The organism is Modestobacter sp. DSM 44400 (assembly GCF_900107175.1).
GTDB lineage: Bacteria > Actinomycetota > Actinomycetes > Mycobacteriales > Geodermatophilaceae > Modestobacter.
In genome coordinates this window covers 1-12,597 of the sequence record NZ_FNOZ01000030.1, presented here as the reverse complement: position 1 = coordinate 12,597, position 12,597 = coordinate 1, and the positions used below count along the sequence as shown (strand labels likewise).

Below are 12,597 nucleotides of genomic sequence, written 5' to 3'. Positions count from 1 at the left end.
GCTGCGGAGGTCCTTCAGACCCTGGCGAGCAGCCCGTCCAGGGCCTCGACGACCTCGCTCACCGTGACCTGGGCCAGCGCCGGGTCCAGGGCGGTGCCCCACGGGTCGCCGGCGCCGTCCCCGTGCCACAGGACGACATGCTGGGGGCGCGGCGGCGGCCCCCACAGCGCCGGCGACACCGGCCCGAACAGCACGGCCGAGGGACGGCGGTAGGCGGTCGCCAGGTGTGCCACCCCGGTGTCGCCGCAGACGACGACCCGGGCCGCGGCGACCACGGCGGCCAGCTCCATCGACGTGGTCCGCCCGGCCAGCACGGCCTCCCCGGGCAGCCCGGCGAGCTCGGCCACGGCGGCCGCCAGCTCGCGCTCGGCGGGCCCGCCGGTGATGCGCACGTCGTGCCCGGCGGCGGCCAGGTGCCGGGCGACCGCGGCGAACCGGTCGGGCGGCCAGCGGCGGCCGGGGAACGCAGCGCCGGGGTGCACAACGGCGGCGCCGGCCACCGGCGGCGGAACGGCCGGGACGGCGAGGTCGAGTGCGTCCGGGTCGCATCGGACCCCGAGCCCTTCCTCGACCAGCCGGCACCAGCGGCGCACCTCGTGCTCGTCGGCGTACCAGGTCGGCCCGGGATGACCGGGGCTGTCGAAGGTCAGCAGCCGCCGGGGGTGCAGGCCGGCGACCACGGCGTGCGAGGCCGGCCCCTTGCCGTGCAGGTCGACGGCGAGCTCCGGCGACGGTCCGGACCAGTCCAGCGGCTCGAGCTCGCGGGCCGGCAGCACCTCGTCGACGGCGTCGACCAGCTCGGCGAGCGGGGCCAGCGCGGTCGTCGTCGCGAGCACCAGCCGGTGGTCGGGCACCGCGGCCCGGATGCCCCGGATGGCCGGAACGCCGGTGAGCAGGTCCCCGAGCCCGAGCGGACGCAGCACCACCGCCGTCGGCCGGCCGACCTCGTCGCTTGAACGGCCCTGCTGCAGGGGCCCGCGCCGAGCGTGCGAGGCGTGGGGGGCAGCGGGGTCCTTGTTCACACCCGGGAGCGCTCGACCAGCGCGGTCGTGGAGTGCCCGTCCAGGTAAGGCAGAACGACGGCCTGGCCACCCCAGCGGCGCAGCACCGCGGCCTCGGGCAGGTCGGCCCCGGCGTAGTCGCCACCCTTGGCCCACACGTCGGGGCGCAGCCGCTCGAGCACCTCTGCGGGTGTGCCCTCGTCGAAGACGACGACGGCGTCGACGAACTCCAGCGCCTCCAGCACCCGGGCCCGGTCGGGGGCGCTGACCAGCGGCCGGGACGGGCCCTTGAGCCGGCGCACCGAGTCGTCGGAGTTGATGCACACCACCAGGCAGTCGCCCAGTCCGCGGGCCGCGCGCAGGGTGGCGACGTGCCCGGCGTGCAGCAGGTCGAAGCAGCCGCCGGTGGCGACGACGGTCCCACCGGCCGCCCGCACCCGCTCGAGCAGCGCCTCCACGCCACCGGCCGGGGCGGCGGAGGTCGGGGTAACGGTGTCCCAGGTGGACGCACCGCCGCGGCCGACGAACGCCGAGGCTGCGGCCACCGCGGCAGCCACCGCCTCACCGGTCACCGCGCCGTCGGCGAGCGCAAGCGCGGCCGCGGTGGCGAAGGAGTCCCCGGCGCCACACGGGTCGCCGCCGGTCACCGGGACGGCGGGCACCATCATCGGAGCGCCCTCGCCGTAGGACAGCAGCGCGCCGCGGGAGCCGAGGGTCACCGCGACCGCACCGACCCCCCAGTGCCGGATGAGCGCTTCGGCGCGCGCCCCGACCGCGGCCAGGCCACTGCCGGTGGCGTCCACCCCGGCGGCCGCCGCGACCCGGGCCGCCTCGGCGCCGTTGGGGGTGACCAGCCGGGTGCGGGGGACCGGGTCCGCGCCGCGGGGGTGCGGGTCCCAGACGACGGGCCCGCGGGCCGCGGACAGCGCCGCGCGCACGGCCGGGTCGGCCGTCGTCCCCCGGCCGTAGTCCGCGACCAGAACGGCGGCCGCGGAGCGGATCACCGCGGACGCCTCGGCCGGCAGCTCACCGAGGACGGCGATCGGGTCGCCGCTGTCGATGCGCACGATGGAGTGGTCGCCCACCCGGACCCGCTGCTTCACCGCGGTACCGCCGGTGGCCGGGATGCCGATCAGCCGGACCCGGCCGGCCAGCAGCGCCCGCAGCCGGGCCGCCCCGTCGTCGTCGGCGATCGGCGCGACCAGCACGACCTCCCGGGCGGTGGCCGCGGCGGCGATGACCGCGGCGAGCGCCGCACCGCCGGGCCGCTCCCGGATCTGGACGTCCTCGACCACGGGGACGGGGGCGTCCGGGGTGAGCCGGGTCGCGGTGCCGACGAGGTCGACGTCGAGCAGGGCATCGCCGACCACCACCAGGAGCTCGTTCACGGCAGCACCCCCACGTGGTTGCCCGTCGACACCCGGGCGGGTTCGGCGAGCACCGCGCTGTCGAAGGCGGCGCACACCAGGTGCAGCGCCACGAGGTGGCACTCCTGCACCGTGGCGGTCCACTCGGAGTCGACGCAGAACGCGTCGTCCGCGACGGCGGCCAGCGGGTTGGGCGCAGGGCCGGTCATGGCCAGCACGGTCATCCCGGCCTCCCTCGCACGGCGGGCCGCGGCGACGACGTTGGGGCTGCGCCCGCTGGTGGACATCAGCACGACGACGTCCCCGGCCCGGCCGTGCGCCTCCACCTGCCGGGCGAACAGCTCGTCGGCCGGGTAGTCGTTGGCGATGGCGGTGAGGCTGGAGGTCTCGGCGTTCAGGCAGATGGCGGAGAACGGCGGACGGTCGGCGCGGTAGCGGCCGACCAGCTCGGCGGTCAGGTGCTGGGCCTGGGCGGCGCTGCCACCGTTGCCGGCGGCCAGCAGCCGGCCCCGCCCGGGCCCGCAGAGCACGTCGGCCATCAGCCGGCCCCAGCGGTCGAGGGTCTCCACCTGGGCGCTGACGTCGCGCAGCGCCACGGTCAGCGAGGTGACGTGGTCCTGCCCGGTCAGGTGGGTGCAGGCGTCGGGTGAGACGACCTCGGCGGCGCGCAGCGGAGCAGTACTGAACGGGGCGGGCATCGCGGGTCCTCCGGGGTTCGACGGCGGGGTCATCGGGCGACCTCCAGGGCGGGGCGGCCGGCCAGCACCTGCCGGTAGACGGCTTCGGTGTCGGCTACGACGCGGGCCCACCGGTAGCGGGATCGGGCGCGCTCGACGCCGGCGCGGCCGTAGGCGGCACGGCGGTGATCGTCGGCGAGCAGCGCGGCGAGCGCGGCCCCGAGCGCGGCGGGGTCGCGGGGCGGGACGAGGTCGCCGATGACGCCGTCGGCGACGGTGTCGACCAGCCCGCCGACGGCGGTGGCCACCACCGGGCGGCCGCAGGCCATCGCCTCCAGCGGGGTGATGCCGAAGGGTTCGTACCAGGGGACGGCGAGCACCACGTCGGCCGAGCGGATCCAGCCGGGCACGTCCGCGCGGGCAACGGCTCCGGTGAACACCAGGCGGTCGGCCACGCCCACCGACCCGGCCACCGTGCGCAGCCGGCGCACCTCGGGGTCGCCGTCCAGCTCACCGGTCGCCGGGCCACCGATCACGACCAGCTCGGCGTCGGGTACCGCGGCCAGTGCCCGGACGGCGTCCTCCTGGCCCTTGCGCTCCACGAGCCGGCCGAGCACCAGCAGCCGCGGGCGGTCCGAACGCGGGGCGACCGGGCCACGCGGGGTGAACACGGCGGTGTCCACGCCGCACGGGACGATCGAGACCCGGTCGCTGCGCAGGCCGAGCCGGTGCAGCTCGAACACCTCGTCGGAGCAGGTGGCGATGACGTGGCTGACACCGGCGCACAACTCGCGCTCGAGCTCGATGCGCGCGGGCGGGGACGTGTCGGCCGCGCCCTGATGGCGCTTCTTCACCGAGCCAAGGGCGTGGAAGGTCTGCAGCACCGACACCGGGGTCCGCAGGCTGCCGGCGGCCTCGGCCGCGGCCAGCCCGGACATCCAGAAGTGCGCGTGGACGACGTCGGGGCGGCGCACCGACCAGCCGGCACGCAGCTGGGCGGCGAAGGCCGGCATGTGCCCCAGCAGCTCATCCTTGGGCAACGGCCTGGGAGGCCCGGCGGTCACGTGGACGACGTCGTAGCCGTCGGGCGTGGCCACCCGCTCGGGCAGCGCGGCGTCGTCCCGGCGGGTGTGCACGCTGACCTCGTGGCCGCGGGCCGCGAGTCCGGCGGCCAGTGCGGCGACGTGCACGTTCTGCCCGCCGGCGTCCACACCGCCGATGGCGGCGAGCGGGCTGGCGTGCTCGCTGACCAGGTCGATCCTCATCGGGTCACCTCACGCAGCAACTCGTCCCAGTCGGCGAGAAAACGGGCCAGGCCGTAGCGGTCCAGCGCCGCGGCGCGGGCGGCCTTGCCGGCCAGCCGCGCGGCGTCCTCGTCGTGCAGGTACTCGCGGACGGCGGCCCACAGCCGGTCCGGGCGGGTGGACAGCACCCCCGCCTCGGCCGGGACGGCCTCCACCGCCTCGGTGGTGGCGAGCGCGACCACCGGCATGCCCAGGTGCATGGCCTCCAGCAGCGACAGCCCCAGGGAGGTCCAGCGCACCGGGTGGACGTAGACCCGGCGGCGGGCCAGCTCGGCGTGCATGGCCGCCTGCGGCGGGTCGTCGTGCAGCGCCACCCGGGACGGGTCGAGGCCGTAGCGCTCGTGCAGGCCGGTCAGGCCCATGCCGAAGACGTCGACCGGCGCGGCGGCGGCCAACCCGGGCAACAGGTCGCCGCCGGTGGTGCGGCCCCGGCGGACCGGCTCGTTGACCACCACGGCGGCCCGGGCCAGCTCGCCGGTGTAGCGCTCGCCGGGGTCGACGATGCCGTGCTCGATGACCGTGGTCGGGGCGGAGCCGTTGTCGTAGAACAGCTGGTTGAAATGCGTGACGTGGGCGATCGGGATGTCACGTTGATCGGCCAGCGGGTGGCGGGTGGCGGGAACGGCCCCGTCCGGCGCGTTGTGCTCCAGGAAGACCGCGGGCAGGTCCCGGCCCGGTTCGCGGCCCAGCCACTCGCGCACGAGCTCCAGGTCGCGCATCCGCTGCAGGACGACGACGTCGACGTCCTCGGCGCGCAGCCGGTCGGCCGGCACGTCGCGGACGCTCGCCGGCCAGTCCCAGGTGCGGGCGCGGCCGAGCCCATCGGGTCCGCGGTCGGGGGTGACCGGGAGTAGGTACTCGTGGCGGCCCTGGACGAACGCCGTCGTCCAGGAGCCGTGCACGTGCCAGAGCAGGACCTTCACACGCTCACCAACTTCTCGACGGCGGCCACGACGTCGGCTGGGCTCACCGAGGTCAGGCAGGGGTGGCCCGGGACCGGGCACTCGCGCGCCCGGGTGTTCCGGCAGGGGGCGGACTGGTCGCCGAGCAGCACGGTCGGGACGCCGTAGGGCGCCCACCGGACCGCGGGCACGACCGGGGAGAACAGCGACACGACGGGGGTACCGACGGCGGCGGCCAGGTGCGCCGGACCGGTGTTGCCGACCACCACGGCGGCGGCGCCGTCGAGCAGCGCGGCCATCCCGGCCAGGCTGGTGTCCCCGCCCAGGTCGACGCCGCGGGTACCGGCGACGGCGGCGGTGAGTTCTCGCTCCCCCGGCCCGCCGGTGACCAGCACCCGCCAGCCGGCGTCGGCCAGCGCCTCGACGGCAGCCGCACAGTTCTCCGCCGGCCAGGCACGGGCCGGCACCGAGGCGCCGGGGTGCAGCACGACGTAGGGCCCGGCCTGGTCGACGGCGGCCAGCGGCCGGCGGACGGCGAGCCGCCCGTCGTCCCCGTCGGGCAGCTCGAACCCGGCGGCCCGGGCCAGCGACAGCGCCCGCTCCGGCTCGGGAACGTCGTCGTCCACCGCGTGCCGGACGTCGAGCAGGGAGCCGGGGTAGTCGACGCTGACCGCCGAGATGCGTCGCACGCCTGCCGTGCGCAGCACCAGAGCCAGCGGCAGCGGCGACTGGTGGAAGGAGGTGGACACGACCGCCTCGTCGACGCCGAGCGCGTGGACCCGGTCGGTGAGGGCGGCGATGTCGGCCGGGTCGACCGGCGCGGGGGTGGCGTCGATCCACGGGCAGTGCCAGGTCAGCACCGCGTCGACGCCGGGGAGCAGCCGGGCGGCGTCGGCACCGCGGGGACCGGCGAGGAACACCACCCGGTCCGCACCCGCGGCGACGGCGCGGACCAACGGACCCTGCAGCAGCACGTCGCCGGCATTGTCCAGCCGCGCGACCAGGACGGTGCCGGCGCTCACCACTCGCCTGCCAGGACCCCGTCGACCGCCTCGCGCAGCGTCGCGGCCCGGTGCCGCGCGGCCGTGACCTCCTCGGGGCGGGTCACCAGCGTCGGCACCAGGATGCCGACCGCGCCGGCAGCCTGTGCCGCACCGAGGTCGGCGGCGATGTCGCCGATGGCCACGCAGCGGGCCGGGTCGACGCCCAGCCCGGCGCAGGCGGCCTTCACCATGCCGGGTGCGGGCTTGCGGCAGTCGCAGCCGTCACCGGGCGCGTGCGGGCAGAGCTGCACGGTGTCGAAGGGACCGAGCAGCTCGGCGACGCGCGCGTTCACCGCGTCGACCTGGGCCCGGGTGAGCAGCCCGCGGCCGATGCCGGACTGATTGGTGATCAGGCCGATCCGCACGCCGCGGGCGCGCAGCGCAGCCAGCGCCGCGCGGGCGCCGTCCACCGGGCGGACCAGGTCGGGGTCGCCGTTGTAGGGCACGTCGTGGACCAGGGTGCCGTCGCGGTCGAACAGCACCAGGTCGGGCAGGCCGCGCCAGGCGGGTACCTGCCGGTGCGCGACGGCGCCGCGCAGGAAGTGCCAGGTCGCCAGCGGCGGGATCGCGGCACTCGTGAGGGCCATCGTGGCCACTTCGTCCCCGGTGCGCGGGCCGGGGGCGATCCGGGCCCAGGCGAACTCCGCCGTCCCGGCGGTCCAGGCCAGCGCAGCGAGCGCGGCGGCACGCGGCCGCCGGGCGGCGGCGAGGCCGACGGCGGCCACTGCGGCGGCTGTGACGGCCAGGTGGCGGGGGCGGCGGCCGACCGCGGCGTCGGCCCGCTCCCGCCAGGTCGGGCCGTGCAGCCGGCGCATGAGGACGTCGTCGGCGTTGCCGGCCTGCACCCGGACGCTGACCCAGCGGTCGACGGGGCGCACCGGGTGGGCGATCGAGCGCTGGCCACGGGTCAGCCGCGCGCCGGTGCCCATCACTCGCAGCGCCAGGTCGGAGTCCTCGCGGAAGGCGCGCGGGAACCGCTCGTCGAAGCCGCCGACCGCGGCGAGCGCGGCCCGGCGGTAGGTGAGGTCGGCGGTGATCCAGCTGCTGGTGGCCAGGCCCGCGGTGCCGCGCTCCCAGTCGGTGGGTCGCCGGTCGGCCGGCAGCGGAACCCGGACCCGGCCCTGGCTGCCGGCGGCGTCGGCCGGCAGCGCGGCCAGGTCCGCGGCCAGCCGCTCGTACCAGTCGGGGTCGGGGACGACGTCGTCGTCCAGGAAGGCGATCCACTCCGTGCGCGCGGTCCGCCAGCCCAGGTTGCGGGCGCGGGCCGGCCCGCCACCGCCGGTGCGGACGACGCGGACCGGGGGCAGCCCGGGACGGTCAGGGACCAGCGGGGCGCCGGTGGGGCGGTCGTCGGCCAGCACGAGCTCGGCCGGACGGGGGCCGGTGGCCACCGCGAGGGCTTCGAGGAGCACGTCGAGCGACGGTCGGCCGATGGTCGGCACGACCACCGTGCACTGCCCGAGCTCAGCCGTCATGCCCCCGCTGGTGCCCCGCTCGTGCGCACCGAAACACTACGGGCTTGAAGTGTTGTCTTCGCAGCAGGGACGATGCTGCTGGACACGGCGCAGGCCCGTGCGGTCAGCGGCTGCGGCGGGCCGCTGCGGAGACGCGGGCGAGGGCGTCGGTGACCACCGCGGCGTCGTCCCCGAGCAGGGTGAGGAGGTGCGCGACCAGGTCGTCGTGGGTGGTGACGGCTGCGGCCACCCGCTCCTGCCCGGCCGGGGTCAGCCGCGCGTGCAGCAGCCGGCGGTCGGCGTCGTTCCGTTCCCGACTGACCAGCCCGTCCTCGACCAGCCGGTTCACGGTGCTGGTGATCCCCGGCCGGGACAGTCCGACCGCCTCCGCGAGGTCGCTCATCGAGGCCTGTTGGGCCCGTGACTCGGCGATCCGCCGGAGCACCTCGAAGCCGGTCAGCGAGATGCCGTGCTGGCGGTGCAGCGCCGAGTCGACCCGACGGGTGATCCGGTCGTGCGCCTGGACGATGCGGAGCCAGGTCTCCGGCGCGCTGGGCCCCGCCAGCCCCCGGACGTCGCGGGGCACACCGCGGGCCGGTGGCTCCACCTCCCGCCGGGCGTCATCGGGGGCGCTGTGCGCCGCCCCGCGGGGAGGGTCCTGCCGCGCCTGGTCCATCGCCGGGGTCAGCGCCGGCGGGCCGCGACGCCGTCAGCGCCGGTCCGGGGACGGCGTGCGGCGGACAGCCCCAGCGCGCCGCCGACCATCAGCAGCGCGCTGATCGCGGCGAGCCCGGGGACGGGCGTCGCCGCGGAGACCGGTGCCTGCTGCGCGGCGACCTGGAGGTCCAGGCCGGCGATCGTGGCGGAGTCCTGACCCACCAGCTGGAGAGTCAGCGGGCCCAGGTCTGTCCCGTGCGGGATGTGCACGACGGCCTCGACGGTGCCGTCGACGGCCGCGGTGACCGTGGTCAGCGGGTCATCGACGCCGGGCACCGACACGTGCACCGGCTCGCCCGGCGTGAAGCCGGTGCCGTGCACGGTGACCGCTCCGCCGGGCGCGACCGACGGATCGGCGGCGCGGCCGCCGGAGGTGACGCCGCCGGTGGACGGCATGCCGGTCGGAGCCGCCGGCGCGCCGGCGTCCACGATCGGCGGGATCGGCCGCGGCGTTCCAGTCGCACGGGGCTCCCCCGACGCGGGGTTGGGCCGGCTCGACGCGGAGGTGGCGGGCGCAGCTGTGGTCGGGGCGCCGCCGGCCGGGGCCGTCGGCTCGCCGGGGCCGCCGCTGATCGCGTCGCAGTCCTCGCGGCTGGGCCGGGTGTAGGTGCCGAACTCCAGCGGTTCGTCCACGGTGGCGCCGTCGGCGGACGTGACGGTGACCGAGACGTCGACGGTGATACCCCAGTCGACGTCGGTGCTGCGCAACTCCGCCTGCTGGCCGGGGGCGAGCACGGCGGCGTCCTGCTCGTCGGTGCCGCCGAAGACGAGGGCCACGCGGTGCTCCTCGTCGCCGTTGGTGACCTGCACCCGGACGACGCCGGGCCCACAGCTCGGGCCGTGGGTGATGGCGGCGGTGGGGGCTGCGGGGTCCTCGATGGCGGCGGCCGGGGCGGCCAGCACGAGGCCCGCGATCAGCAGCGCGCCGGCGACCGCCACCACCAGGGGCACCGGGCGGGCTGCGAGCGTCGTCGTCACGGCACTCCCCCGATCTGGCGCGCCTTGGTTCCGAACGTCCCCCGACACGGCCATGTGGTGCCCGGGAGCGGCTTCCATCATGTGCGGCGGGCCCGGGGAGTTCGTGGATCGTCACTCCAGCCCCACGCGTGTCATGGGCGTGTCGCGGGCGACGCGCCGGGAGGATGCCGTCGCACGATGCCCGGACGGGCAGCGAGACGCCCGTCACTACGGTGGTCGACGTGACCTCAGCGGCGGGGACGGGGCGGCGGCGGCAGGACGCGGTGTACCGGGCGGGTGTCTACGGCCGCCACCCCCGGGTCCCCACCGTCTACCGGGCACTGGCGCGCGAGGCACGCCGCCGGCTGGACGCCCGGGCCTACGGCTACGTGGCCGGCGGCGCCGGGGACGAGGCCACCCAGCGTGCCGACCGGATGGCCTTCGACGCCTGGTCGGTGGTGCCGCGGGTGCTCCGCGACGTGAGCCGCCGGGACACCTCGGTCGAGCTGTTCGGACGCCGGCTGCCCGCGCCGGTGCTGCTCGGACCGGTCGGGGCGCTGGAGCTGGTGCACCCGGAGGCGGACCTCGCCGTCGCCCGGGCCGCCGCGGCGGTGGGTGTGCCGATGGTCTTCTCCAACCAGGCCTCGGTGCCGCTGGAGATCACCGCGGGAGCGATGGGCGACAGCCCCCGCTGGATGCAGCTCTACTGGTCGACCTCCGACGAGCTGGTGGAGAGCCTGCTCGGCCGCGCCGAGGCCGCCGGGTGCGAGGCGGTCGTCGTCACCCTGGACACCACGATGCTGGGCTGGCGGCCGCGCGACCTGGACCTGGGCCACCTGCCGTTCGCGCTGGGCAAGGGCATCGCCCAGTACACCTCCGACCCGGTGTTCCGCCGGCTCGTCGAGCAGCGGGCGGTCGCCGCCCCGCCCCGCGACCCGCAGCCGCGACCCACGGTCTCCGCCGTCCGGGCGATGGTGGGGATGGCGCGGGCCTGGTCGACGGCCACCGGCATGCCGGTGCGCGAGGCGCTGCGCTCACCGCTCCCGCGGGCGGCCGTGGAGGTGTTCCTGGGCATCTACTCCCGGCCCTCGATCACCTGGGCGGACCTGGCCTGGCTGCGCAGCCGGACGACGCTCCCCGTCGTCCTCAAGGGCGTGCTGCACCCCGACGACGCCCGGCGAGCGGTCGAGGAAGGCGTGGACGGCGTGGTGGTGAGCACCCACGGCGGCCGCCAGGTGGACCGGTCGATCGCCTCGCTGGACGCCCTGCCCGACGTGGTCGACGCGGTCGGGGACCGGATCCCGGTGCTGTTCGACAGCGGGATCCGCAGCGGCGCGGACGTGCTCGTTGCGTTGGCACTGGGCGCGCGGGCGGCGCTGCTGGGCCGGCCCTACGCGTGGGGGTTGGGCCTGGCCGGGGAGGCCGGCGTGCGGCAGGTGGTGGAGGACGTGATCGGCGAGTTCGACCTGACGCTCGGCCTCACCGGCCACACTGCCGTCGGCCAGCTGACCCGCGAGGTGCTGCGCCGCACACGCTGACCGGGCCGCCGGTTCTTGGCGACCCGGTCCAGGCGGTCAGCCGGCGCGGCGGCCCAGCGCCCGGTAGGACCAGCCGGCGGCCGTCCAGCTGTCCCGGTCCAGCGCGTTGCGACCGTCCAGCACGCGCTTCTGCTTCACGACCCGGCCGAAGGCGACCGGGTCCAGCTCCTTGTACTGCTTCCACTCGGTGAGCACCAGGACGGCGTCGGCCCGCTCGGCCCAACCGGTCCGACGCCAGCGACCGCGCCAGCAGCTCCTCGAACCCCCGGCTCATAGAACGGCGCCCTCGCCTGCGACAGCGCCTCGACCTTCGCTCCATCGACGTCGATGCCCACCCACGTCATGCCCGAGCTCAGCCATCGACGCGGCATACACCGCACCCCGGTAGCCACAACCGATGACCGAGATCTTCATGAACAGCTCCGCAGGGGGGCAAGGGTCGACACATGGGTGGCCGAAAGCCACGACACCCATCCGTTGCGGTGTCGAAAGGGGCCGCGGTAGGACGTGATCCGCCCACGGTCCAGCGACCTCCCCCGTCAGGTAATCACTGCGAGTAGCTGATTCCAGCCGCAAGGGGCGACATCCTCAGGTCTTGATCGCCACACTGGTGTTATCGCTGACTGACCGGCGTTGGCCCGGAGCACGGACAGTCGCCGCGCCGCAACGCGGCGACGTGCCAGCCGGGGCCCGCGGACGCCCGACGGCGCGCCGGAGTGCCCTTGACGGAGCAATGTGCCCTGGGTCACAGTTGAGCGTGGGCGGGGGAAGCCGGCTACTACTGGCCACCCAACGCTGGGTGGACCGACCAACGCGGCCAGACCGCCAGGACCGGCCCCCCGCCCACCACACCTTCGGCACCCTGCTCCGCGGCTAATCCTCGCCGACCGGCAGCCGACGGAGTCCAGGAGCGGAGGCGAGTCCATCAGCCCGGGCGCCCGTTCAACGGTTCGGGCTCGTCAGCCGGCCAGTGTCCCGTGCCGGGTCTGATGGAGGCTTTCAATCCACGTGAGGATGAGAGTCATGGCGGCACCGAGGAAGTACCCCGACGAGCTTCGGGAGCGGGCGATCCGGCTGGCGGTGGACGCCCGGCGTGACCTGGCCACACGGACCGGGGCGTTGAAGCGGATCGGCGAGCAGCTGGGAATCAACCCCGAGACGCTACGCAACTGGGTGACCCAGGCCGAGATCGATGAAGGCCACCGGCCGGGCACCACCACCGATGACGCGACCCGACTGGCGGAGCTGGAGCGGGAGGTGCGGGAGCTCCGCCGAGCCAACGCGATCTTGAAGAGCGCGTCGGCTTTCTTCGCGGCGGAGCTGTGCGCCACGAGGCGCTGTGTTGATCGAGGGGTGGTGAGAGACCACCTCCGTTGGGCCGTCGCAGCGGCCTGATCGAAGCCTGGGGGCAGCCCTTTCCGGGGAACGCCGGGATGGGTGGCAAGCGGCCCCGACGAAGGCGGGTCGCGCCGGTACTGCCAGACGGTGCGGGCTCGCTGGGCGAGGTCAGAAGGTGCAACGTGAGTGAACCAGTGGTTGACGCCCTGTAATCGCGAAGCCGTGCTCCAACCTGGTGGATGTGGGCCGGTGCGCAGCGCACGGACCCTGGGTCGATTCTGACCTGGGGCTCGACTCCG

General features: G+C 76.0%; 10 protein-coding genes and 2 pseudogenes. 2 read left to right on the top strand and 10 right to left on the bottom strand.

Annotated elements, in window-relative coordinates:
* Positions 1 to 14: 14 nt before the first annotated feature.
* The 9 genes from BLW04_RS16880 to BLW04_RS16840 all read right to left on the bottom strand — a co-directional run bounded on the left by BLW04_RS16880 (position 15) and on the right by BLW04_RS16840 (position 9,443).
* A complete protein-coding gene (locus BLW04_RS16880) occupies positions 15 to 923 on the bottom strand; it encodes a glycosyltransferase family 9 protein (protein ID WP_254781710.1) in 909 nt (302 codons plus the stop codon).
* Positions 924 to 1,018: 95 nt separating this feature from the next.
* Complete coding sequence (gene rfaE2, locus BLW04_RS16875) at positions 1,019 to 2,389, bottom strand: D-glycero-beta-D-manno-heptose 1-phosphate adenylyltransferase (RefSeq protein WP_091543750.1); 1,371 nt, start codon at positions 2,387 to 2,389, stop codon at positions 1,019 to 1,021.
* On the bottom strand, positions 2,386 to 3,066 hold the full coding sequence (locus tag BLW04_RS16870; RefSeq protein WP_091543747.1) for a D-sedoheptulose-7-phosphate isomerase: 681 nt from the start codon (positions 3,064 to 3,066) through the stop codon (positions 2,386 to 2,388). The genes rfaE2 and BLW04_RS16870 overlap by 4 nt, the downstream gene beginning before the upstream one ends.
* Before the next feature lie 29 nt (positions 3,067 to 3,095).
* Complete coding sequence (locus tag BLW04_RS16865; protein WP_091543744.1) at positions 3,096 to 4,310, bottom strand: glycosyltransferase; 1,215 nt, start codon at positions 4,308 to 4,310, stop codon at positions 3,096 to 3,098.
* Positions 4,307 to 5,272 carry a glycosyltransferase gene (locus tag BLW04_RS16860; RefSeq protein ID WP_091543740.1) on the bottom strand — a complete coding sequence of 322 codons (966 nt, stop codon included), beginning with the start codon at positions 5,270 to 5,272 and terminating at the stop codon, positions 4,307 to 4,309. The genes BLW04_RS16865 and BLW04_RS16860 overlap by 4 nt, the downstream gene beginning before the upstream one ends.
* The gene (locus BLW04_RS16855; RefSeq protein ID WP_091543871.1) at positions 5,269 to 6,273 is read right to left on the bottom strand and encodes a glycosyltransferase family 9 protein; all 1,005 of its coding nucleotides are present in this window, start codon (positions 6,271 to 6,273) and stop codon (positions 5,269 to 5,271) included. The genes BLW04_RS16860 and BLW04_RS16855 overlap by 4 nt, the downstream gene beginning before the upstream one ends.
* A complete protein-coding gene (locus tag BLW04_RS16850) occupies positions 6,270 to 7,769 on the bottom strand; it encodes an HAD-IIIA family hydrolase (protein WP_091543737.1) in 1,500 nt (499 codons plus the stop codon). Before BLW04_RS16850 ends, BLW04_RS16855 begins: the two co-directional genes overlap by 4 nt.
* Before the next feature lie 103 nt (positions 7,770 to 7,872).
* Positions 7,873 to 8,424, bottom strand: coding sequence for a MarR family winged helix-turn-helix transcriptional regulator (locus tag BLW04_RS16845; protein ID WP_091543734.1), 552 nt, complete (start codon positions 8,422 to 8,424; stop codon positions 7,873 to 7,875).
* Between the two features lie 8 nt (positions 8,425 to 8,432).
* Positions 8,433 to 9,443, bottom strand: a complete 1,011-nt coding sequence (locus tag BLW04_RS16840; protein ID WP_139306877.1) for a hypothetical protein — start codon at positions 9,441 to 9,443, stop codon at positions 8,433 to 8,435.
* Between the two features lie 221 nt (positions 9,444 to 9,664).
* Between BLW04_RS16840 and BLW04_RS16835 the strand changes: the two genes are divergently transcribed.
* Positions 9,665 to 10,960, top strand: coding sequence for an alpha-hydroxy-acid oxidizing protein (locus BLW04_RS16835; protein WP_091543868.1), 1,296 nt, complete (start codon positions 9,665 to 9,667; stop codon positions 10,958 to 10,960).
* 36 nt (positions 10,961 to 10,996) lie between these two features.
* Here the strand turns inward: BLW04_RS16835 and BLW04_RS16830 are convergent.
* A pseudogene (locus tag BLW04_RS16830) lies at positions 10,997 to 11,167 on the bottom strand (UDP binding domain-containing protein); the annotation flags it as partial.
* A gap of 807 nt (positions 11,168 to 11,974) precedes the next feature.
* On the opposite strand from BLW04_RS16830, the pseudogene BLW04_RS16825 reads away from it, so the two are divergent.
* Positions 11,975 to 12,271, top strand: a pseudogene (locus tag BLW04_RS16825) (transposase); the annotation flags it as partial.
* Positions 12,272 to 12,597: the final 326 nt, after the last annotated feature.